Origin of the sequence: Nocardia sp. NPDC051990 (assembly GCF_040680755.1) — a bacterium.
Classification (GTDB): Bacteria; Actinomycetota; Actinomycetes; order Mycobacteriales; family Mycobacteriaceae; genus Nocardia.
This window is the reverse complement of record NZ_JBFAXH010000001.1, coordinates 541,103-561,956: the sequence shown is the minus strand read 5'-3', so window position 1 is coordinate 561,956 and position 20,854 is coordinate 541,103. Positions and strand designations below refer to the sequence as shown.

22 protein-coding genes and 1 tRNA gene are annotated in these 20,854 nt (G+C 65.9%); 17 read left to right on the top strand and 6 right to left on the bottom strand.

The features are described from left to right. The first annotated feature begins 25 nt into the window (after positions 1-25). The 6 genes from AB0L63_RS02680 to AB0L63_RS02655 all read left to right on the top strand — a co-directional run bounded on the left by AB0L63_RS02680 (position 26) and on the right by AB0L63_RS02655 (position 5,933). A complete protein-coding gene (locus AB0L63_RS02680; protein ID WP_364493511.1) occupies positions 26-1,459 on the top strand; it encodes a trypsin-like peptidase domain-containing protein in 1,434 nt (477 codons plus the stop codon). 80 nt (positions 1,460-1,539) lie between these two features. After that, the gene (locus tag AB0L63_RS02675) at positions 1,540-2,034 is read left to right on the top strand and encodes a MogA/MoaB family molybdenum cofactor biosynthesis protein (RefSeq protein ID WP_364392993.1); all 495 of its coding nucleotides are present in this window, start codon (positions 1,540-1,542) and stop codon (positions 2,032-2,034) included. A gap of 688 nt (positions 2,035-2,722) precedes the next feature. After that, entirely contained in the window at positions 2,723-3,397 is a 675-nt protein-coding gene (locus AB0L63_RS02670) for an MspA family porin (protein WP_364493509.1), read from the top strand. A 62-nt stretch (positions 3,398-3,459) separates the two neighbouring features. Beyond that, on the top strand, positions 3,460-4,128 hold the full coding sequence (locus AB0L63_RS02665; RefSeq protein WP_364493507.1) for an MspA family porin: 669 nt from the start codon (positions 3,460-3,462) through the stop codon (positions 4,126-4,128). 307 nt (positions 4,129-4,435) lie between these two features. Next, positions 4,436-5,110 (top strand): MspA family porin, encoded by a 675-nt coding sequence (locus AB0L63_RS02660; RefSeq protein WP_364493505.1) that lies wholly within the window; start codon positions 4,436-4,438, stop codon positions 5,108-5,110. Positions 5,111-5,261: 151 nt separating this feature from the next. After that, positions 5,262-5,933 carry an MspA family porin gene (locus tag AB0L63_RS02655; protein WP_364493503.1) on the top strand — a complete coding sequence of 224 codons (672 nt, stop codon included), beginning with the start codon at positions 5,262-5,264 and terminating at the stop codon, positions 5,931-5,933. 199 nt (positions 5,934-6,132) lie between these two features. On the opposite strand, the gene mscL is transcribed toward AB0L63_RS02655, so the two are convergent. The 4 genes from mscL to AB0L63_RS02635 all read right to left on the bottom strand — a co-directional run bounded on the left by mscL (position 6,133) and on the right by AB0L63_RS02635 (position 8,443). Then, positions 6,133-6,540 carry a large conductance mechanosensitive channel protein MscL gene (mscL, locus tag AB0L63_RS02650; RefSeq protein WP_364493501.1) on the bottom strand — a complete coding sequence of 136 codons (408 nt, stop codon included), beginning with the start codon at positions 6,538-6,540 and terminating at the stop codon, positions 6,133-6,135. Positions 6,541-6,649: 109 nt separating this feature from the next. Continuing rightward, positions 6,650-7,372 carry an SAF domain-containing protein gene (locus AB0L63_RS02645; RefSeq protein WP_364493499.1) on the bottom strand — a complete coding sequence of 241 codons (723 nt, stop codon included), beginning with the start codon at positions 7,370-7,372 and terminating at the stop codon, positions 6,650-6,652. Positions 7,373-7,483: 111 nt separating this feature from the next. After that, positions 7,484-7,780, bottom strand: coding sequence for an FmdB family zinc ribbon protein (locus tag AB0L63_RS02640; protein WP_364493497.1), 297 nt, complete (start codon positions 7,778-7,780; stop codon positions 7,484-7,486). 69 nt (positions 7,781-7,849) lie between these two features. Continuing rightward, positions 7,850-8,443: a 5-formyltetrahydrofolate cyclo-ligase gene (locus AB0L63_RS02635; protein ID WP_364493495.1), complete on the bottom strand. Its 594-nt coding sequence runs from the start codon at positions 8,441-8,443 to the stop codon at positions 7,850-7,852. An 80-nt stretch (positions 8,444-8,523) separates the two neighbouring features. On the opposite strand from AB0L63_RS02635, the gene AB0L63_RS02630 reads away from it, so the two are divergent. From AB0L63_RS02630 to AB0L63_RS02610, 5 genes are all read left to right on the top strand, one after another. Then, the gene (locus tag AB0L63_RS02630; RefSeq protein ID WP_364493493.1) at positions 8,524-9,480 is read left to right on the top strand and encodes a UTP--glucose-1-phosphate uridylyltransferase; all 957 of its coding nucleotides are present in this window, start codon (positions 8,524-8,526) and stop codon (positions 9,478-9,480) included. A 126-nt stretch (positions 9,481-9,606) separates the two neighbouring features. Beyond that, positions 9,607-10,866 carry a gephyrin-like molybdotransferase Glp gene (gene glp / locus AB0L63_RS02625; RefSeq protein ID WP_364493491.1) on the top strand — a complete coding sequence of 420 codons (1,260 nt, stop codon included), beginning with the start codon at positions 9,607-9,609 and terminating at the stop codon, positions 10,864-10,866. 12 nt (positions 10,867-10,878) lie between these two features. Continuing rightward, a complete protein-coding gene (locus AB0L63_RS02620) occupies positions 10,879-11,529 on the top strand; it encodes a GNAT family protein (RefSeq protein ID WP_364493489.1) in 651 nt (216 codons plus the stop codon). 332 nt (positions 11,530-11,861) lie between these two features. Then, positions 11,862-12,965: a gephyrin-like molybdotransferase receptor GlpR gene (gene glpR, locus AB0L63_RS02615; protein WP_364493487.1), complete on the top strand. Its 1,104-nt coding sequence runs from the start codon at positions 11,862-11,864 to the stop codon at positions 12,963-12,965. 93 nt (positions 12,966-13,058) lie between these two features. Beyond that, positions 13,059-13,131: transfer RNA gene (locus AB0L63_RS02610), tRNA-Ala, on the top strand. Positions 13,132-13,169: 38 nt separating this feature from the next. Here the strand turns inward: AB0L63_RS02610 and AB0L63_RS02605 are convergent. After that, positions 13,170-13,376, bottom strand: a complete 207-nt coding sequence (locus AB0L63_RS02605) for a hypothetical protein (RefSeq protein ID WP_364493485.1) — start codon at positions 13,374-13,376, stop codon at positions 13,170-13,172. A gap of 109 nt (positions 13,377-13,485) precedes the next feature. Here AB0L63_RS02605 and AB0L63_RS02600 point away from each other — a divergent pair, with 109 nt between their 5' ends. Further along, a complete protein-coding gene (locus AB0L63_RS02600) occupies positions 13,486-14,283 on the top strand; it encodes an IclR family transcriptional regulator (RefSeq protein ID WP_364493483.1) in 798 nt (265 codons plus the stop codon). Positions 14,284-14,357: 74 nt separating this feature from the next. Beyond that, positions 14,358-14,537, top strand: coding sequence for a hypothetical protein (locus tag AB0L63_RS02595; RefSeq protein WP_364493481.1), 180 nt, complete (start codon positions 14,358-14,360; stop codon positions 14,535-14,537). Between the two features lie 3 nt (positions 14,538-14,540). Here AB0L63_RS02595 and hutC read toward each other — a convergent pair whose 3' ends face one another. Beyond that, positions 14,541-15,302: a histidine utilization repressor gene (gene hutC, locus AB0L63_RS02590; RefSeq protein ID WP_364493479.1), complete on the bottom strand. Its 762-nt coding sequence runs from the start codon at positions 15,300-15,302 to the stop codon at positions 14,541-14,543. Between the two features lie 190 nt (positions 15,303-15,492). Between hutC and hutU the strand changes: the two genes are divergently transcribed. The 4 genes from hutU to AB0L63_RS02570 all read left to right on the top strand — a co-directional run bounded on the left by hutU (position 15,493) and on the right by AB0L63_RS02570 (position 20,824). Then, positions 15,493-17,163: a urocanate hydratase gene (gene hutU, locus AB0L63_RS02585; RefSeq protein WP_364493477.1), complete on the top strand. Its 1,671-nt coding sequence runs from the start codon at positions 15,493-15,495 to the stop codon at positions 17,161-17,163. A gap of 6 nt (positions 17,164-17,169) precedes the next feature. Further along, positions 17,170-18,357 carry an imidazolonepropionase gene (hutI, locus tag AB0L63_RS02580; RefSeq protein WP_364493475.1) on the top strand — a complete coding sequence of 396 codons (1,188 nt, stop codon included), beginning with the start codon at positions 17,170-17,172 and terminating at the stop codon, positions 18,355-18,357. Then, positions 18,354-19,310, top strand: a complete 957-nt coding sequence (gene hutG, locus AB0L63_RS02575) for a formimidoylglutamase (protein WP_364493473.1) — start codon at positions 18,354-18,356, stop codon at positions 19,308-19,310. Before hutI ends, hutG begins: the two co-directional genes overlap by 4 nt. A gap of 119 nt (positions 19,311-19,429) precedes the next feature. Further along, positions 19,430-20,824 (top strand): amino acid permease, encoded by a 1,395-nt coding sequence (locus AB0L63_RS02570; protein WP_364493471.1) that lies wholly within the window; start codon positions 19,430-19,432, stop codon positions 20,822-20,824. Positions 20,825-20,854 lie beyond the last annotated feature (30 nt).

Here is a 20,854-nt window from a genome sequence, read left to right as displayed (position 1 = left end):
CTGGTCGAAGACGTTAAGGAGAAAAATGACCGAGGATTCCAAGGAAGGCTCGATACCGCAGCCGGATAACACCAATGCTGCGCCCGGTCCGTATCCGACCCAGGAGATCCCGGTCGTACCACCGGGCCAGCCGGATCAGGCCCATGCGCAATCCGGATACGGGCCCCGGGAGCAGTCACCGCGTCCAACGATCTGGCAGCAACGCACGGCGCAGAACCTTACTCAGCAATTTCCGGGTCCAGAGGCGGGCCCGGAGTACGCCCAGCCGTCCTTCGCCCCGCCGATCCCGCCCGGCGGGCCGTATCCCGGTGCCCCATTGGCCGCCGCGCCGCAGCCCGAACCCGCACGCCGTCCGGTCCGCACCGGCCTCGTCGCCGGCGCGCTCGCACTCGCACTGGTCAGCGGTGGTGTCGGTGGCGCGGTCGGCGCGCTGGTCACCCGCTCCGATAACGGTCACACCGCGGTGACCAATGCCCTGGACGCACCCAAGCCCAATGTCAGCAATATCACCAACGCACCGGCCGGCTCCACCCAGGCGGTGGCGCAGAAGGTGCTCCCGAGCGTGGTGATGATCAAGGTCGCCAGCAATCGCGCACAGGGCGAGGGCTCCGGTGTGCTGCTGTCCTCCGACGGTCTGATCCTCACCAATAACCATGTCGCGTCCGGCGGTGGCGTCAACGCCAAGATGGAGGTCGCCTTCGCCGACGGCACCACGGCACCGGCCACGCTGGTCGGCGCGGATCCGGTCTCGGATCTGGCCGTCATCAAGGTGCAGGGCAAGGACGGACTGACCCCGATCGAACTGGGTACTTCGTCGAATCTCCAGGTCGGCCAGCCGGTTATCGCCGTCGGCTCGCCGCTCGGGCTGGCGGGCACGGTGACCACGGGCATCGTCTCGGCACTCAACCGTCCGGTCTCCACCAACGGTGAGGGCACCCCGAGCCAGGTGCAGCCGGTCATCGACGCGATCCAGACCGACGCCGCGATCAACCCGGGCAACTCCGGTGGCGCGCTGGTCGACGCCAGCGGAAAGCTCATCGGCATCAATACCGCCATCGCCAGCCTCGGCGGTAGCGAGGCGTCCGGTCAGCAGAGCGGTTCCATCGGTCTCGGCTTCGCCATCCCGGTCGATCAGGCCCGCCGGGTCGCCGAACAACTGATCAAGACCGGTCACGCTACCTACGCCCAGATCGGCATCAAACTGCGCCCGCAGGACACCGCCGCGCGGGTGCTCGAGGCGACGCCGGATGGTCCGGCCGCCAAGGCGGGCATCCCGGCCGGTGCCATCATCACCAAGGTGGACAGCCGGACCATCGACTCGGGCGACGCACTCATCGCCGCGGTCCGTTCCCACCAGCCAGGAGACAAGGTGAAGATCACCTATACCGATGAACAAGGCAATAACCCCAAGACGGTCGAGGTGACCCTCTCCGGTGCGGCCGCGGACGGTGGCCGCTGATGCGGATCCTGCCTGGCGGATTTTCGGCGCGACCGGGAGCCGACGCCCACCTCGTCGATCTGGACGCTACGGTTACCACCATGGAAATCGATGCTCCTGTCGCGGGGCGTGCTCTGGTGGTGGTCGTCGACGATCGAACGGCGCATGGAGGTGTGGACTCGCTCGGGCCGCTGGTCACCGAGCTGCTCACCGAGGCGGGTTTCCTGGTGGACGCTTCGGTGTCGGTACAGGCCGATGAGGTGGAGATCCGCAATGCGCTCAACACCGCGGTGATCGGCGGTGTCGACCTGGTCATCTCCGTCGGCGGCACCGGTATGTCCCCGCGCGATGTCACGCCGGAGGCCACCTCGCAGGTGCTCGACCGGGAACTGCCCGGGATCAGCGAGGCGCTGCGTTCCTCCGGTCGGGTAGCCGGTTCGCTCGACGCCGGTCTTTCGCGCGGTCTGGCCGGCGTCTCCGGCAGCACATTGGTGGTAAATCTGCCGGGCAGCCGCGCTGCGGTCCGCGACGGCATGGCAACCCTCGGTCCGCTCGCCAGCCGAGTCATCGGCGAGCTGTCGGGATTGGCGGAATAAATTACCGCCGCAGCCTCCGATGACCCTCGTCCGGTGACACGCCGGGCGAGGGATGCGGCGCGTCTGGCAAAAATTTTCGGAGACGTCCTCCCAGAGACGACCAGTGACGAGCATCGGGCCGATACCGAATCGTTATCCGATGACTGGTTCCGCTCGCAGGTGCCGCCCCATCACGGCTGATGACCAATCTACGGTCTCGCCACGTATCATTGTTCGCGGCTGCGTCTTCATCCATTGTGAATCGCTCACGCTGAAGTTTGCTGAATCATCAAGTACGGTGCTGTCCCGTAGTTACCGCCGGCGTCGTTGTGACGGTGGCTACCTTTTGGGGCGGTTTGGGTGGCGCTACTTTCCTGTTTATGCACGTCAAGCAATATGAGCATTTGAGATGGTGTGATCTAGATCACATTGATCTTAACGGAAACTTACGTTGCCAGACCGTTACTGGTCGGTCTAATCTCGCCACGAGCCACCCACGCTGCTGGACCTCGCAGGCTCGGGTGCGGCACGTACGTTTGCCGACCCGGCGGAACCTGGCTCGGTTCCGATGCCAGCCCTGACCGTTGCGCCGAAATAACAGCCGGATACATATCGGCAACAATCGGGCGACAAACTGAGCTGGGCCTGAGAGGACCACTGTCCAGCCTCGATGGTCGAGGTTGACTGTTAGAACCTGATGAGGGGAAGTATGAGCGAGAACCGCACCAACGGTCTGCGCCGCGGTGCCCGGATCGCGGGCGTCGGCGCTGCCGCGGCCGTGGCCATGGGGCTGCTTTCGACCGGTGCTGCCAATGCCGATACCTTCGTGCCGTTGCCGGACGGCCAGAAGAACGGCCCCGATGTGACGCTCACCCGCACCGGTGAGCACGCCCTGATTTCGCCCTCGCTGGCTGCCAACGGCGCCGGCCGCGTGGTCTGGGTTTCGGGCAATGCCATCGCCGATGTTGCTGTTACACCGGAAGGCGAGGTCGGCCCGAACAACGGCGCCTCCGGCGCCCCGGGTACCAACAACTCGTCGACCCACGGCACATCGCAGCTGAGCACCGGCTACATCGTCGGCTGCCAGGTCAGCATCGCCAGCGACGCCATCTCGGCCGGTCTCTCCGGCGGCATCAACCTCTCGGGCGGTTCGCTCGGTGGTTCGATCGGCATCAACCTCGGCCCCGGTGAAGTCAAGTTCGTGCAGATCGATTACAAGGACATTCTGAAGCCGGGTCGCTACTCGGTCGAGTACCAGGATGCCGAGATCGAGATCCAGGGCTGCGCCGGCTACGCCCAGGCGCGTGCCTACACCGTCGTCGAGATCATCGGTAACCACTACTCGAAGACCACCCTCTACGGGCAGCCGTTCAGCATCGGCTGACGTCGGTCAATCCACGAATATTCTTCTCGCTCAAGCGATTCAACCCTCGAGGGATTACTAGCATGATCAACCGTAAGAAGGTGGCACGGATGGCCGGTCTCGGCGCCGCTGCCACTGTCGCTCTTGGCCTGTTCTCCACCGGCGCCGCGAACGCCGATACCTTCGTGCCGCTGCCGGGCGGCTCGATTACCAAGACGCTGTCCGACGGCACCGTGGTCACCATCAGCCTGATCAACGAATCCGCCAACATCAACCCGTCCATGGGCTCGACCCCGCTGCACCGCAACGCGTGGGTTTCGGGTAGCGCTCAGGTCACGGTATCCGGTGACGGCGGCGGCGCGATCTTCCCGGGCTACACCGTCGGCTGCCAGGTGAACATCTCCGGTGGCGGTGCCACCGGTGGTGTCGAGGGCACCGCGGACTGGAGTGGTGACAAGGTCACCGGTGGTGTCGGCGCGAACAGCGGCGCCAACCTCACCCTCGGTCCCGGCCAGTCGCAGTCGTTCTACGTGCTCGATCTCGAGCAGGCCGACGACTTCGGCAATGAGGCGCACAAGAAGCGCAACAAGTTCAAGAACGGCAGCGGCTCGGTCACCTGGTCCGATGAGACCATCGGCCTGACCGGCTGCGGCGGTTACGCCCAGGCGCGGTCCTTCGTCAGCGTCGAGGTGGAGACCGACAACGTCATCACCTGGACCACCCTGTGGGGCCAGCCGTTCAGCCTCGGCTGATCGACACGGGCATCGCCCCGGAAAACGTAAGCGGGCTCGTCGCATTCGCGGCGGGCCCGCTTTCATGTGAAAGCCCTTAGCGCCCAGCGAAATTCGCAGATCGTAACGGATCGAGCGGTAACATGTACGAAATCTCACAGGAATTCGGCGCAAACCACTAATATTGTGCGCACCCAAGATCGTCCACCAACGAGATTGTCGGCAAACCGCTTGATGGCCAATGTCTTTCCAGCGAGCGGTGTCCGCATGAAAGGGTCTTCGGCCTCGGTACCCCGAGGACGACCGCTAGAATCTGATGAGGGGAAGTATGAGCGAGAACCGCACCAGCGGTCTGCGTCGAGGTGTCCGCATCGCGGGTGCCGCTGTCGCCGCCGCTGCTGGGATGGGCCTGCTTTCGACCGGCGCCGCCAACGCCGATGTTTTTGTGCCGTTGCCGGACGGCCAGAAGTTGGGCCCGGGTGTGACCGTCAGCCGGACGGGTGAGCACGCCTTGATTTCACCATCTTTGGCCGCGAATGGCGCGGGCCGAGTCGTATGGGTCTCGGGTAACGCCAATGCCGATGTGTCCGTCACGCCCGAGGGCACTGTCGGCCCGAGCAACGGCGCCTCCGGGGCACCGGGTACCAATAACTCCTCGACGCACGGCGCTTCGCAGTTGAGCACCGGCTATATCGTCGGCTGCCAGGTCAGCATCGCCGATAATGCGATCTCGGCTGGGGTTTCCGGCGGCATCAACCTCTCGGGCGGTTCGCTCGGTGGTTCGATTGGCCTCAATCTCGGACCGGGCGATGTCAAGTTCGTGCAGATCGATTACAAGGACATTCTGAAGCCGGGTCGCTACTCGGTCGAGTACCAGGATGCGGAGATCGAGATCCAGGGCTGCGCGGGTTATGCCCAGGCGCGTGCCTACACCGTTGTCGAGATCATCGGCAACAACTACTCCAAGGTCACCCTGTACGGAGCGCCGTTCAGTATCGGCTGACCGCGGTATCCGATCTGTGGCGTTCCCGGGCCCCACGTGGTTACACACGCTGGCGCCTCCGGGCCTGACGGCAACGCCGCGGTGGGATCTGTCGAATCTCTACTCGCCTAATCGAATTCATCGAACTCAATCGCTAGGGGTAGTACCAATCATGATCGATCGTAAGTTTGTGGCGCGCGTGGCCGGGCTCGGCGGCGCCGCCGCGCTGGCACTCGGCCTGTTGTCCACCGGTGCGGCAAATGCCGACACCTTCATTCCGCTACCGGGCGGCCAAATCGTCAAAACCCTGTCCGACGGAACGGTTCTCACGATCCGACTGGCCGGCGAATCGGCCAATATCAGTCCTTCTATGGGTGCCACACCGGTACACCGCAATGCATGGGTATCCGGTAGCGCGCAGGTCGAGGTGACCGACGGCTGGAACGGCGCGATCTTCCCGGGTTATGTCGTTGCCTGCCAAGTGAATATCGACGGCGGCAGTGTCGACGGCGGCGTCACAGGTGGTCTGGACTGGAGTGACAGCCAGAATGTCAAGCCGAAGGTGAGCGCCAGCAGCGGCGCCAACCTGAGTCTCGGTCCCGGCCAGGCGCGGTCGTTCTATGTGCTCGATCTCGAGCAGGCCGACGACTTCGGCAACGAGGCGCACAAGAAGCGCAACAAGTTCAAGGGCGGCAGCGGCTCGGTCACCTGGTCCGATGAGACGATCGGCCTGACCGGCTGCGGTGGCTATGCGCAGGCGCGGTCCTTCGTCAGCGTCGAGGTCGAGACCGACAATGTCGTCACCTGGACAACGTTGTGGGGTCAGCCGTTCAGTCTCGGCTGAGTAATCCGCTCGACTATGGGAACAGGCCCGTCGCGTGCTTGGGTTCCCGCGGTCGTCGCAACACTCTCGATTTGGGAGGTTGCGGCGACCCCTGGAATCCGCCGTGCGCGATGGGCCCGTTTACCTGCGATTGCGAATTACCGTATGCGATTGTGGCGCAATTGAATTCCCGTTCGTATTGTCGGGCAGGGAATTCGATTCAGAATTCGTGACGTCCGCCCGCGCTGCGCTGGCCGTCGGCGAGTAGGTCGCGGATCTCGATCAGCACCTCGGAATCGCTGAGCTTGGTATCCGGGATGGTGCCGAACCGCTTTTTCGCGTGCAGGGCGGGGAGTACCAGCACGAAGTACAGCACCGCCGCGATGATCACGAAATTGATGGCCGCGGTAATGATCGGACCCACCTGTACAAAGGTTGCCGGTTTATCGGCAACCAACCGGAAACCGAGGCCGAGGTCTTCGCGATTGCCGAAGACGGCGAGAATCGGGTTGATGATGCCGTTGGTGAACGCGGTGATGATCGCGACGAACGCCGTACCGATAACTACGGCTACTGCCAGGTCAACGACATTTCCGCGGAGTAGGAAATCCTTGAAACCCTTGAACATTGCCGATATCTCCTCTTCGGGTGGGAGCTGACTCGTTGTGCAAGGCGGTTCGGGCTGCCGTATCGACCGATGCTAGTTGACCCTGATTGCAAATGTTCGGCAAACTTGATCAATGAAAAACCACGGTCAGGGCGGTGCGCAGCGAGGCCGCGGCGACCGCGGTGGCGTGTTCGGCGTCCATCGCGACCAGCACCACCCGCTCGGGCACACTGCGCCGGTCGCCCAGGCCGGATACCAGCACGACCGCGGCATTGATCGCGAGCAGCCGGGCGGGCCGGGCGCTCGGACCGCTCTGTTCCTCCGCCCCGATGACATCCACCCGGTCACCCGCCCGCAGAATCTCGGCGACCGCGGTATCAGCCAGCCGAATGGGCACGATGCGGGCATCATCCGTGCCGGCGGCGACCGCCGCCAGTCGCGGTCCGACGATGCGCAGATCGGTGAATACCTCGCCTGTGCGCATGGCGCCGGTCAACGTCGCGCCGACCAGGACGGCGCTATCGCCGATGGCGCCCACGGGCAGTGTGCCGGATTCGACAGGTGCAGCGCGCAGGTCGGTAGCTTCGAGTAGGTGACCGGGTGGCAGATCGCGTCGGGCGACCATGACCTCGGTGTGGGCGCTGCCGGGATCACCACGCAGGAACAGCACGAGCGCGAGTGCGGTGAGTGCCGCCGCGAGCAGGCGTCGGGCCAGTAGTGCATCCGCCCACGACGGTCGATTCCAGATCGCCCCATTCCAGATCGCCCAGATTGTGGAGCGCAGTGAATCGCGGCGGCCGAGATCGGCGAAGGATCGGGTCTTGCCGGACGGGATGATGCCCAGGGGAGCCATGCCGGGAGCCTATGGTCACCGGCACTGCGACTCGCCCGGGAAAGACGTGGCCTGTGGATAACGACAGCCCTGGGGATAACTCCCACAGGGCTGCTTCCAACCAGGTGAAACTCAGCTGGCGACGGCCGTGCTTGCGGTGCTGGAGCTGCTGGACGAACCGGAATCCGAACTCGACGCGGAGCTGCTGGTGCCGTTGTCCGACTTCGCGGGCTCGCTGGCGGTCGACGAGCCGCCACGGCTGTCGGTGCGATAGAAACCGCTGCCCTTGAATACGATGCCGACGGAGTTGAAAAGCTTGCGCAGCTTGCCAGAGCACTCCGAGCAGACGCTCAGCGCCTCGTCGGTGAAGGACTGAACGATGTCGAAGCGGTTGTCACACTGGGTGCACGCATATGAATAAGTTGGCACTGGATCCTCCGCACGGTACGTCAATTTGGCACTCTACAGCCGACAGTGCCAACACCGCTAATCGGCATTTCATTCCACGTCCCTATCGCTACCCAATCGATGCAGTCCGCCGTGCGGTGTGAGGGCCCAGCCCATGCGCAGATCGTGCGGCTCCTCGGGGAGCTGGTCGAGCAGTTCGTCGTCGCGGACCACCGCGATCAACCGCGCCGTCGGACGGGCCGCGGGCAACGTCCGGTCGTAGTAACCGGCACCACGGCCGAGCCGAACGCCACGGCGGTCCACCGCGAGTGCCGGGACCAGGATCAACTCCGCCAACGTAATTGCATCGGCGAGCACCTCGCTCGTGGGTTCCAGCAGTCCGAATCCGGCCCGCTGCAGCTCGTCCGGGCTGGTGAACTCGGCCCATTGCAGTGGTCCCGGCGGTCCGGTGATCGGCAGCAGCACCCTAGCGCCTGCCGTACGCAGTGCCATCAGCATCGCCGTCGATCCGGGTTCACCACGCACCGGCACGTATGCGCACACCCACTCGGGGACGTCGAGTTCGGCGATAGTGTGGGCCAACTCACGTGCCTCGGTTTCCCGGTCGGCGTTGGTTATCGCGGCCCGTCGCGCAATGATTTCGGCCCGCCACGCATGTTTGTCGCGCTCGCCGGGCATGTCCATAGTGATCACCTTAAGCTCACCGGGACCCGAGTCGGCGTGATGGCCACTTCGGGCCTGTGATGGATGGATAGGGTAGGCGTATGACAGCAAAGGCCGGACAATCCGCGAATGGCGCGGTCGTGTCGTGTTTCCGCACGGCCGTCGTGCCCGCGGCCGGACTCGGGACGCGGTTCCTGCCCGCGACCAAGACCGTGCCCAAGGAGCTGCTGCCGGTGGTGGACACTCCTGGCATCGAACTGGTCGCGACGGAAGCCGCCGATTCCGGTGCGGAGCGGCTGGTCATTGTGACCTCGCCGGGTAAAGACGGTGTGGTCGCACACTTCGTAGAGGACTTGGTGCTGGAGGGCACGCTCGCCGAGCGCGGCAAATTCCAGCTATTGGAGAAGGTGCGCAAGGCGCCCGCGCTGCTGGATGTCACCTCGGTGGTCCAGGACGAGCCGCTTGGCCTCGGCCATGCCGTCGCCCAGGCCGAGGGCGCCCTCGATGACGACGAGGATGCCATCGCCGTACTGTTGCCCGACGACCTGGTGCTGCCGTGTGGGGTGCTCGATGTGATGAGCCGGGTGCGGCGCAAGCGTGGTGGAACCGTGTTGTGCGCCATCGATGTTCCCAAGGACCAGGTCAGCGCCTACGGTGTCTTCGACGTCGCGCCGGTGCCCGATGCGGTGAACCCGAATGTGCTGCGGGTCAACGGAATGGTGGAGAAGCCCGCGCTCGCGGATGCACCGTCGACCTACGCGGCCGCGGGCCGATACCTATTGGACCGCGCCATCTTCGACGCGCTGCGCCGGATCGAACCGGGCACAGGCGGCGAGTTACAACTCACCGACGCGATCGCACTGCTCATCGAGGAGGGCCATCCCGTCCATGTGGTGGTCCACCGTGGGTCGCGCCACGATTTGGGCAACCCGGGCGGTTATCTTCGTGCTGCGGTCGATTTCGCTTTGGAACGAGAGGAATACGGCCCCGCCCTGCGGGAGTGGCTGCAGCATCGGCTCAGTGCGGACTGGGACCCACAGCTGACGACCGACGACTGATAGGCGTGGGCGCCGGGTTTCGCCGATGGTGGACCGTCGGGTACGAATGATGGTCCATCTTCGTCGCGCGGGTTCGGTTGCGCGGTCGCGGAATCGGGCCGGTGTGAAGAGATCAGGAAGGGCTGGATGCGCTCGGTTGAGGATCAGCAGATCAAGGTAACGGCCGCGGCGGTCGCGCCCAGGCCGGTCCGGGTCGCGATCTCCGAGGCCCAGGGCCTGCTGTGTGCCGAGGATGTCGTCACCGAGCGGCCGCTGCCTGGATTCGATCAGGCCGCGATCGATGGATACGCCGTGCGCAGTGTCGATGTGTCCGCCGCGGGCACCGATATTCGCGACGAGGAAGGCGAACTGGTCGATCTGACGTTGCCGGTGGTCGGCGAGGTGGTCGCCGGTTCCAAACAGCCGATCCGATTGCAGCCGCGCCAGACCGTGCGGGTCGATACCGGTGCGCCGCTACCGACGTTGGCGGATGCCGTGCTGCCCTTGGATTTCACCGATGGCGGCCGGGCCAGGATCAAGGTGTACGAGCCGGTGCGATCTGGCGACTATGTCCGGCGCATAGGCGACGATGTGCAGCCCGGCGATGTCGCGGTGCGTGCGGGCACCATTATCGGTGCGCCGCAGGTCGGTCTGCTTGCCGCGGTCGGGCAGGACAAGGTGCTCGTACATCCGCGCCCTCGGCTGTCGGTGATCTCGGTGGGTGGCGAGTTGATCGATATCGATCGAACGCCCGGACCCGGACAGGTCTACGACGTGAATTCGTACGCGCTGGCCGCCGCAGCGCGCGATGCGGGTGCGGATGTGAACCGGGTCGGCATCGTGAGTTCGGATCCGCGGCGGCTGCGCGATGTGGTGGAGGGGCAGCTGGTTCGCTCCGAGGTCGTGGTGATCGCGGGCGCCGTCGGTGGGTGGGCTTCGGAGCAGGTGCGCGAGGCACTCGAGGGTCTCGGGGACCTCGAAATCACCAGGGTCGCCATGCATCCCGGCTCGGTACAAGGGTTCGGGCGACTCGGGCGCGATGAGGTTCCCACATTTCTGCTACCGTCGAATCCCGTTGGCGCACTGGTGGTTTTCGAAGTCATGGTGCGACCGTTGATCCGAATCGCATTGGGGCGCAGACATCCGATGCGCCGGATCATTCGCGCCAGAACGATCACGCCGATCACCTCGATACCCGGACGCAAGGGTTATCTGCGCGCGCAACTCATGCGCGATGAGGCCACGGGCGACTACCTGGTCCAGCCGCTCGGCGGCGGTGCGGGCGGTTCCTCGCATCTGCTCGCCACACTGGCCGAGGCGAACAGTCTGATCGTGATCGACCCGGACGTCACCGAGATCAGGACCGGTGACGAGGTCCGGGTCGCATTTCTCGCACAGCGCGGCTGAGGTGTGGAGACGATGAATGTGTTCCGGGTGGCGCAGCATCCCGGTTGGCCCGCGCATCTGGGACCGGTGCGCGTCGCGGCCGGGAAGGTGACATTGCGTCCGGTGCGGTTGCGCGATGCGGCGGCCTGGAGCCGGATCCGGTTGCGCGACAGGGCACATCTGGAGCCGTGGGAGCCGACCGGCCGCGGTACCTGGGAGGCGCGCAACCACGTCTCGAACTGGCCGTCGCTGTGGTCGAGTCTGAAGACCGAGGCCAGGCGCGGTGCGATGATTCCGCTCGTGATCGAGGTCGACGGCGCGTTCAGCGGGCAGTTGACCGTCGGCAATATCGTGCGCGGCGCATTGTGTTCGGCATGGGTCGGCTATTGGGTTGCCAAGGATTTGAGCGGTCAGGGCGTGGCGACGGCCGCGCTCGCGCTCGGGCTGGACCACTGCTTCGGGCCCCTCGGATTACATCGGGTCGAGGCGACTGTGCGGCCGGAAAACCTGGCCAGTCAAGCGGTTCTGCGCAATGTAGGGTTCCGTGAGGAAGGGCTGCTGAAGCGGTACCTGGATGTGGACGGGGCCTGGCGCGATCACCTGCTGGTCGGCATTACCGTCGAGGAGGTGGCGGGGACCGTCGTCGATCGACTGGTGCGCGATGGTCGGGCCACGCTGCCCTGAAATTCGGATACCTGCACCTACGCACCGTTTTCGATGCGCCCGGCCGCCTTCGACGCGCGGCGAAGATGGTGGAACTGTGACAGGTGTGGCGTATGTGCCCGGCGCGCCTGACCGAACTTGGTGCGACACGGAATTAACCTACGGACGTCGGAGGTGCGTCCCGCGCCGCCGGCAACCAGCCTGTGAGGCAGTGCCGAATACGCCTCACGGCGGCCGGACGTCCGTCCGTCCGAGGCGTTTTGCGGCGAGCGAACGCACCGCGACGGGGCGCGGTTCGACCCGGTCGAAAGGCCGAGCGGACGATGCGGTGGGGACGGAGGTGCTGAGGCGAGATGCCGAACTCGATCCTGTGGATCGGCCTGGTTGTGTTCTGGGTCTTCGTGCTGTTCCCGATCCTCGCCGACCGGCACCCCAGGATCAGACAGATAACCGACGCGGGGTTGGCGACCCGTGTATTGCACCGCGGAGGTTCCAAGCGGCGCACCAAGAGTGGTCCGGCCGCCGGACACGACAGCGATCCGGATTACCGGCCGACCCGAATGCAGAGAAGGCTTTCCCATAGCGATGATGCGGAGGACCGGATGACCCCACCGGCCGACGGCCAGGTCACCGAGGACGACAATCCCACGGAGAACCCGCCCGAAGCCGGGTCGGCGGAGCCCGATGCCGAAATCGACGACAGGGATGCTGAAGTCGACGAATTCGACGATGCGGACGACGAATTCGCCACCGCGGATGGCGAATTCGATGACACCGTCGGCGAGCTCGGCGATGCCGATTCCGACGATGCCGAAATCACCACGGCCCGAACGGATGCGAAGCAACGTGCGACCGTCAATGATGACCGGGTGGCGGTAGAGCACACCGAACCGGCTGGTGCCCGGATCCCCCAGGCCCGGACGGCGGCGCCCGCTCGCTTCGACGAATCCGACTCCGACGACTCGGATTTCGTGCCGACCCGGCGTGGTCGCGGCGGATTCGATCCGGAGGCCGACGCCATCGCGCGCGCGGCACGCTACACCTTCCGGCAGCGCGCGGTGCTCGGCCTCATGCTGGCCGCCTTCGCCTTCGGCGGACTCTCGGTGGCGCTGAGCCCCATGCTCTGGTGGGGCTGCGGCGGCTCCGCGCTCGTCCTGGTGGCCTACCTGGCGTACCTGCGCAAGCAGGTCCGCATGGAGGAGGAAATCCGCCGCCGTCGCCTCGCCCGCCTAGCCCGCAGTCGTGGCGAGCACGTCGAGGCCGAACGCGAGGCCGAGCAGCGCGCCAAACAGCGCGTCATGGACCGCGACACCGCCCGTGCTCTCCGCCGCCGCTCCTCCCTCATCGAGGTGGACGACGAAGACCCCATGTTCGAGCACCTGGAAAACTTCGACCCCGCCACCGCCCGCGCCCTCCGCCGCGGCACCAGCGATATGCGCCGCGCCGCCGGCGCCTGACCCGAGCCCGCATTCGCCCAGGTCAACCACGCGATTCGGAGTCTGCCCACACTGCCTGATACAGTGTCACAGCGCGGTTCCCTGGAGCCGCACGGGGCTATAGCGCAGTTGGTAGCGCGTCTCGTTCGCATCGAGAAGGTCAGGGGTTCGATTCCCCTTAGCTCCACTAGAGGCCCCTCACTTGCATGCCAGGTGAGGGGTTTTTCATGCCCGAGGGACCAGTTGGGTCAGGCCAGCGCGTTCGGCGAGGTCGATTTGGGTGAGTCCGAGTTCGGTGTGGCGGTCGTAGACGGCTTGGGCCAGTGCCATGGAGAGCCGGATTTCGCGGCGGGCCTTGGTGACATCGGCGGGTTCGGTGTAGCCCTCGGTCAGCTTGCGTTCTCGGAGGTTTTTCCAGCGTGCGTGGCTCATCGGTCCAGTTCTCCCTTCTCGATTGTGGCGATCGATGCGGGCCCGGAGATCTCGGCGCGGTTCGCCCCGGTTCGGGGTTTGGACCGGAGGGTTTTGTAGGTTGACTCGAATGGACCAGTCGTCGCGTTCGAGTGCGTCTCCGGCGGTTGGGCGTGCGCTGGATATTCTGGTTCGCCTGGCCGAGGGCCCGGGGCCGGTGCGGGCCGCGGTGCTGGCCCGGGATCTGGGGTTGCCACGGTCGTCGGTGTATCACATTCTGGCGGTGCTGGTGGACCGCGGATTCGTGGTGTATGTGCCGGGTGAGCAGGCGTATGGGCTCGGTGTGACCTCGTTCGAGATCGGGTCGGCGTTCCTGCGTCACGAACCGCTCGAGCGGCTGGCGCAGCCGATCCTGCACCAGTTGGCCAGGCAGCTCGGGCAGGCCGTGCACCTGGGGATTCTGCATGGCAACGAGACGGTCTATCTGCTCAAGGAACGCCCGAGTTCGGGTCCGGCCGCCGAGGTTTCGCTGATCACCGATATCGGGGTGCGGTTGCCGGCGCACTTGACCGCGAACGGTCGCGCCATTCTCGCCACGCTGCCGGATGCGCAGGTGAAGGCATTGTATTCGCGCCGTTCGGACTTCATCACCAGAACCGGGCGCGGACCTCGCACGTTGACCGAGTTGCGGCGCGCGTTGGAGGAAGTCCGGGTCCGTGGCTGGGCCGATGAGGTGGAGTTGGTGACGCCGGGGCTGCGGTCGGTCGGGGCGGCGGTGTTCGATCACAACAGTCGGCCGGTCGCGGCCTTGAGTACGACGTGGCGCATCTTGACCTTTCCCGAGCCGGAGGTGGTGGAGCAGGCGTTGCGGTGGGGTGCGGACCGGTTGACCTCGCGAATCGCGGGTCATGCGCCGCCGCGGGCGTGAGCGGCCCGGCCGTGTGAGTCAATCGCTCGTTGGCGCGCCTCGCTTTACGCGACGACCTGTAAGGATCGCTGCGTGTGCTGTGCCTCGACCTGCTGGCCGAGCGTGCCGAGGACCCTGCCGCGACCCTCATGCGGTGGGAAACCCGCGATGCGACAAGGATTTCGCGGGCCTGCTCGACCCTCACCGAGATTCTGGAGACCCCAGCCGGTGTCGCCGCGATGCGTCAGATCCGCAGCCTGGTCGATGCGGTGTGACCTTCACTGGGTCTGGGCGTCGAAGGTTCCCGCGAGCCGGTAGCGGGAACCCGGATGTAACAATCGTGCGGAGCTGACCAGCCGGTCCTCGGACCAGGTGCGCCGGCGGATCAGCAGACAGGGCTCGGACTCGATGAGCCCGAGCAGCCCGCACTCGTCGGCGGTGGGGAGCACGGCTTCGACCACGTGCTCGCCGCGGCCGAGCGGCGCGACCGATACCAGGTAGGTATTAGGCGTCGTTGCGGTGAAATCCTGGTCCAGATACCGCGGCGCGAACTCCGGATTCACGAACCGATCCTCGAGCTGAATGGCGAGATCGTTCTCGAAATGTACCAGCCGCGAATGGAATACGGGACTGTCCTCCGGCAGCTCGAGCTCCTGCGCGGTCACCGAATCGGCCGACTGCTCGCACAACGAGATGACCTCGGCGCGATGCCGGTGGCCGCGCCGCTCGATCTCGTCGGCGATATTGCGCACCTCGAATAGCGCTGAGCTGACCTTTCTTTCGGCCACGAAGGTGCCGACACCGATGATCCGGACCACCAGGCCGTCGGTACTCAACTCACGCAGCGCCCGGTTGACCGTCATTCGTGACAATCCCAGCGCGCTGACCAGCTGATTCTCCGACGGCAGCAGCTCGCCTTCGCGCCACCGCCCCGAGACGATCTGCTCGGAGATCAGATCCTTGATGCGCTGGTACGCGGGACCCGATCCCTGGCCCCGGGCACGGAACAGCGACCTGATATCGACCTCGTCAATCGCCACACTCGTCACCTGCTCCAGATCTTGCCCATTGGTGCAAACCCACCGATCGCGACCAAGTGTATCGGCGCTCCAGGTCCGCGCAGACACCGTCAAGTGTCCGAGATCCGAGATTTCTGCCCGCCTGTGCTGGTCCAGGCTTTTAATCCGGGGTGTCATTGGCGTCACGTCCCGTATGTCGACAGGAGTTCCGATGACGACTGATTCCCATGCCGGCCCGCGCCCGGTCCGCGCCCCACGCGGCACCGAACTGAACTGCCTCGGCTGGCAGCAGGAGGGCGCGCTGCGCATGCTGATGAACAACCTCGACCCGGAGGTCGCCGAGCGCCCCGACGACCTGGTCGTCTACGGCGGAACCGGTCGCGCAGCCCGCAGCTGGGCGGCGTACGACGCCATCGTGCGGACCCTCGAGACGCTGAAAGACGATGAGACGCTGCTGGTTCAGTCCGGCAAGCCGGTTGGTGTCATGCGCACCAGCGAATGGGCGCCGCGGGTGCTGCTGGCCAACTCCAACCTGGTCGGCGACTGGGCGAACTGGGAGCAGTTCCGCAAGCTGGAGGCCGAGGGCCTCATGATGTACGGCCAGATGACCGCCGGCTCGTGGATCTACATCGGCAGCCAGGGCATCCTGCAGGGCACCTACGAGACCTTCGGTGCGGTGGCCCGCAAGCGGTTCGGCGGCACCCTGGCCGGCACCATCACCCTGACCGCCGGCGTGGGCGGCATGGGTGGCGCGCAGCCGCTGGCGGTCACCATGAACGACGGCGTCGCGCTCTGCGTCGATGTCGACGTCACCCGCATCGATCGTCGCATCGCGCATGGCTACCTCGACACCAAGGCCGACACCCTGGAGGCCGCCCTGGAACTGGCCGTGCAGAAGCGGGACGCGCGCGAACCGCTGTCGATCGGCGTGGTCGGCAATGCCGCGGAGATCTTCCCGCGCCTGCTCGCGATGGGCGCGCCGATCGACATCGTGACCGACCAGACCTCGGCGCACGATCCGCTGTCCTACCTGCCGCTCGGCGTCGATGTCGCGGACTGGCAGAGTCGGGCCGAAGCGGACCCGGAGTGGTTCACCGTCGAGGCCCGCAAGTCGATGGCGGCGCATGTCGAGGCGATGGTCGGCTTCCTGGACGCCGGCGCCGAGGTTTTCGACTACGGCAACTCGATACGCGACGAGGCCCGAAAAGGCGGCTACGACCGGGCCTTCGACTTCCCGGGTTTCGTGCCCGCCTACATTCGGCCGCTCTTCGAGGAGGGACTTGGCCCGTTCCGCTGGGCCGCGCTGTCGGGTGATCCGAAGGACATCGAAGCTACCGATCGGGCCATTCTGGAACTGTTTCCGGAGAACGAACACCTGAAGCGGTGGATTACCATGGCCGGTGAGAAGGTGCACTTCGAGGGTCTGCCCGCTCGCATTTGCTGGCTCGGCTACGGCGAACGGCACAAGGCGGGCCTGAAGTTCAACGAGATGGTCGCCTCCGGTGAGCTGTCGGCTCCGGTGGCGATCGGCCGCGACCACCTGGATTCCGGTTCGGTCGCCTCCCCATACCGTGAGACCGAGGCGATGGCCGACGGCTCCGACGCCATCGCGGACTGGCCGTTGCTCAATGCCCTGGTCAACACCGCGTCCGGCGCGTCGTGGGTGTCGATTCACCACGGTGGCGGTGTGGGTATGGGCCGTTCCATCCACGCGGGGCAGGTGTGTATCGCCGACGGCACCGAACTGGCCGCGCGCAAGCTCGAACGCGTGCTGACCAACGATCCCGCTATGGGCGTGATCCGCCACGTCGATGCCGGATACCAGCACGCAACCGATGTCGCCGCCACCCGAGGTGTGCGAATCCCGATGCAGGAGAACTGAATTCGGATGAACAATGAGGTCGGGCAGTGGACGCTCGTCGACAATATCGGCGTTCTCGTGACCAACGACCCCGCGGTCGGTGACGGGAAGCTCGGGCTGATTCGCGATGCCGCGGTGGTGATCGGCGACGGAATCGTGCAGTGGGTCGGTCCGCGAACGCGCGTGCCGGAGGGGAGCGCGGGCACACGGGTGGACCTCGGGGGCCGCGCCGCCATGCCCGGATTTGTCGACAGTCACGCGCATCTGGTGTTCGGCGGCGAGCGCTCGGAGGAGTTCGCGGCCCGCATGACGGGCGCGGCCTACAGCGCGGGCGGCATCCGCACGACCGTCGCCGCGACCCGGGCCGCGACCGACGCCGCGCTGAGCGCCAATACCGCGCGACTGGTCGCCGAAGCGCTGCGCACCGGGACCACGACGATCGAGACCAAGTCCGGCTACGGGCAGACGGTGGCCGACGAGCGCCGCAGCCTCGACGTCGCGGCAGAGCACACGCCGGAAACGACCTTGCTGGCCGCCCACGTCACGCCGCCGGAGTTCGCCGGGCGTACCGACGACTACGTGCGGCTGGTCGTCGACGAGATGATCCCGGCCTGTGCGTCGCGGGCCAAGTGGATCGACGTCTTCTGCGAGGAGGGCGCATTCGACGCCGACCAGTCGCGTGCCGTCCTCGAGGCCGGTATCCGCGCGGGGCTCACGCCGCGCGTCCACGGAAACCAGTTGACCTACGGCGAGGGTGTCCGGCTGGCCGCCGAACTGAACGCCGCCTCGGTCGACCATGTCACCTATACGACCCGTGCGGACATCGAGGCGCTCGCGGCGAGCGAAACGGTCGCGACACTCCTGCCGGGAGCCGACTTCTCCACGCGCAACAAGTACCCCGACGCGCGGGGCCTGATCGATTCCGGTGTGACCGTGGCGCTGGCCGCGGACTGCAACCCGGGTACCTGCTACACGACGAGCATTCCGTTCTGTATCGCCCTGGCGGTCCGCGAGATGCACATGAGTCCCGACGAAGCGGTGTGGTCGGCGACGGCGGGCGGCGCCAAGGCATTGCAGCGCGACGATATCGGGCATATCCGGGTCGGTGCGCGTGCCGACCTGATCGGACTCGACGCACCCTCGCACCTGTACCTGGCGTATCGGCCGGGAGTCGCGCTGGTGCGCGAGATCTGGAAGGACGGTGTCCGACGATGACTGCTGTCGACCATCCGCCGACCGGCTGGTCGGGACGCGACGACGGTCCGGGCGCGGCACATCTGCGCTGGCACAACGCGATTACGCCGTTTGTCCGCGAAAGCCCGCCCGGGGCAAGCGTTCTGGTCGGATTCCGCAGCGATGAGGGGGTCCGCCGCAACAAGGGGCGGACCGGCGCTGCCCGGGGTCCGGCCACCTTGCGCCAGGCATTGGCGTCGCTTGCGTTACCCGGTCCGACCCGGATCATGGACGCCGGTGACATGGCAGTCGAGGACGGCGACCTCGAGTCCGGCCAGGAGCGTCTCGGCCGGACGGTGACCGCATTGCTGGACCGTGGCCATATGGTGACCGTGCTCGGCGGCGGGCACGAGGTGGCCTACGGCAGCTATCTCGGTGTCTCGCGGTCGGCCGCGGTCCGGGCCGGGGCGCGCTGGGGCGTGCTCAACCTGGATGCCCATTTCGATCTTCGCGGGGACGAGATACCCAGCTCCGGAACACCGTTCCGGCAGATGGCCGAGGGTGAGGCCGCGGCGGGTCGGGTGCTGAACTATTCGGTGCTCGGCATCTCGCAGCCCAGCAATACCGTGGCCTTGTTCGAAACCGCTGCGACGCTGGGTGTTCGCTACCGGCTCGATGAGGATTGCACGATCGCGGATCTGGCCGGCGTGCGAGAGTTCGTGGCGGATTTCCTGGCGGCGGTCGATGTCGTCTACTTGACGATCGATCTGGATGTGCTGCCCGCGGCGGTCGCGCCGGGGGTCAGTGCTCCGGCCGCGTTCGGCGTGCCGGTCGAGGTGATTCAGCGGGTCTGTGACGAGGTGGCGAGCAGCGGCAAGCTCGCGGTGCTGGATGTGGCCGAGCTGAATCCGGACTTGGATGTCGACAACCGGACCGCGCGGACGGCCGCGCGGCTGATCCATCGAATCGTGGCACAACGTCGGGAACTACAGTAGTTGCCGCTGTGTAACTGCACACCCCTTGACACGTTGTATAGACAGCCCTATACATATGTGAGCCCATGCACAATCCCTGTCGGGTTGTTGTTTTCGACTACACCGGGAAGTCACGATCCGTGAACGACATCACCTCGACCCTGACCCGGGGTCTCACCGCACGGCACATCCGCTTCATCGCCCTCGGCTCGGCCATCGGGACTGGCCTGTTCTACGGGTCGGCCGATGCGATCAAGCGGGCCGGGCCGTCGGTGCTGCTGGCCTACCTGATCGGCGGCGCCGTGATCTTCATCGTGCTGCGCGCACTCGGCGAGATGGCGGTCCGCGCCCCCGTGTCCGGTTCGTTCGGTGAATACGCGAGCGAACACCTCGGCCCGCTCGCCGGCTTCATGACCGGGTGGACCTACATCTTCGAGATGATCATCGTCCTGCTCGCCGACGTCACCGCGTTCGGCGTCTACATGGGCTTCTGGTTCCCGGACGTCCCACGGTGGATCTGGGTGCTGTCGGTGATCTTCTTCATCGGCGCGATCAACCTGCTCAGCGTCAAGGTGTTCGGTGAACTCGAGTTCTGGTTCAGCCTCGTCAAGGTGCTCGCGATCGTGGCCATGATTGTGGGCGGAATCGCGGTTCTGATCTGGGGTTTCGGCCTGCACGACACCAGCACCGGCCTGGCCAACCTGCACGGTGACGGCGGATTCTTCGCGACCGGATTCGGTGGCTTCCTCAGCTGCTTCGCGATCGTGATGTTCGCCTTCGGCGGCACCGAGATCATCGGCGTCACCGCGGGCGAGGCGGAGAAGCCCGAGCGGACGATTCCGCGGGCGATCAACACCGTCCCCGTGCGTATCATCCTGTTCTACGTCCTCACCCTGGCCGTGATCATGGCCGTGACCCCGTGGGACTCCATCGGTGATCAAGGCAGCCCGTTCGTGCAGATCTTCGACGGCCTGGGCCTGAGCTCGGCGGCGACGGTACTGAACGTCGTGGTCATCACCGCTGCGCTGTCGGCGATCAACAGCAATATCTTCGGCGCGGGCCGCATGATGTACGGGTTGGCGCAGCGCGGGCAGGCGCCCGCGATCATGCGGCAGGTCTCTCGCAATGGCGTCCCGTGGATGACCGTCGTCATCATGGTGTCGGCCCTGCTGGTCGGCGTGGTGCTGAATTACCTGATGCCCGACCGGGTCTTCCTGGTCATCGCGTCGATCGCCACCTTCGCCACGATCTTCGTCTGGGTGATGATCCTGGCCTCCCAGTTAGCGGCCCGGAAACGGATGAGCGCCGCGGAAGTAGCCGCGCTGAAGTTTCCGGTCCCGATGTTTCCCTATCTGCCGATCGCGGCCATCACCGGCTTGGTGTTCGTGATCGTACTGCTCGCCTTCGACGCCGACACCCGCGTGGCATTGATCGTCGGGGCGGTCTGGCTGGTCCTGCTCGCCGCTGCTTTCCGGCGGTGGTGTGGCGCCGTCACCGAGCCGACCCCGGCCGCCGCCGCGGCGATCGCCGAATAAACACAGAAATCCCGGCCGTGGCGCCGGCAC

What these genes read in the sequence shown, in the direction of transcription:
- AB0L63_RS02680 (WP_364493511.1), top strand. Translation starts at nt 26, where the DNA reads ATGACCGAGGATTCCAAGGAAGGCTCGATACCGCAGCCGGATAACACC.
- AB0L63_RS02675 (WP_364392993.1), top strand. Translation starts at nt 1,540, where the DNA reads ATGGAAATCGATGCTCCTGTCGCGGGGCGTGCTCTGGTGGTGGTCGTC.
- AB0L63_RS02670 (WP_364493509.1), top strand. Translation starts at nt 2,723, where the DNA reads ATGAGCGAGAACCGCACCAACGGTCTGCGCCGCGGTGCCCGGATCGCG.
- AB0L63_RS02665 (WP_364493507.1), top strand. Translation starts at nt 3,460, where the DNA reads ATGATCAACCGTAAGAAGGTGGCACGGATGGCCGGTCTCGGCGCCGCT.
- AB0L63_RS02660 (WP_364493505.1), top strand. Translation starts at nt 4,436, where the DNA reads ATGAGCGAGAACCGCACCAGCGGTCTGCGTCGAGGTGTCCGCATCGCG.
- AB0L63_RS02655 (WP_364493503.1), top strand. Translation starts at nt 5,262, where the DNA reads ATGATCGATCGTAAGTTTGTGGCGCGCGTGGCCGGGCTCGGCGGCGCC.
- mscL (WP_364493501.1), bottom strand. Translation starts at nt 6,540, where the DNA reads ATGTTCAAGGGTTTCAAGGATTTCCTACTCCGCGGAAATGTCGTTGAC.
- AB0L63_RS02645 (WP_364493499.1), bottom strand. Translation starts at nt 7,372, where the DNA reads ATGGCTCCCCTGGGCATCATCCCGTCCGGCAAGACCCGATCCTTCGCC.
- AB0L63_RS02635 (WP_364493495.1), bottom strand. Translation starts at nt 8,443, where the DNA reads ATGGACATGCCCGGCGAGCGCGACAAACATGCGTGGCGGGCCGAAATC.
- AB0L63_RS02630 (WP_364493493.1), top strand. Translation starts at nt 8,524, where the DNA reads ATGACAGCAAAGGCCGGACAATCCGCGAATGGCGCGGTCGTGTCGTGT.
- glp (WP_364493491.1), top strand. Translation starts at nt 9,607, where the DNA reads ATGCGCTCGGTTGAGGATCAGCAGATCAAGGTAACGGCCGCGGCGGTC.
- AB0L63_RS02620 (WP_364493489.1), top strand. Translation starts at nt 10,879, where the DNA reads ATGAATGTGTTCCGGGTGGCGCAGCATCCCGGTTGGCCCGCGCATCTG.
- glpR (WP_364493487.1), top strand. Translation starts at nt 11,862, where the DNA reads ATGCCGAACTCGATCCTGTGGATCGGCCTGGTTGTGTTCTGGGTCTTC.
- AB0L63_RS02605 (WP_364493485.1), bottom strand. Translation starts at nt 13,376, where the DNA reads ATGAGCCACGCACGCTGGAAAAACCTCCGAGAACGCAAGCTGACCGAG.
- AB0L63_RS02600 (WP_364493483.1), top strand. Translation starts at nt 13,486, where the DNA reads ATGGACCAGTCGTCGCGTTCGAGTGCGTCTCCGGCGGTTGGGCGTGCG.
- hutU (WP_364493477.1), top strand. Translation starts at nt 15,493, where the DNA reads ATGACGACTGATTCCCATGCCGGCCCGCGCCCGGTCCGCGCCCCACGC.
- hutI (WP_364493475.1), top strand. Translation starts at nt 17,170, where the DNA reads ATGAACAATGAGGTCGGGCAGTGGACGCTCGTCGACAATATCGGCGTT.
- hutG (WP_364493473.1), top strand. Translation starts at nt 18,354, where the DNA reads ATGACTGCTGTCGACCATCCGCCGACCGGCTGGTCGGGACGCGACGAC.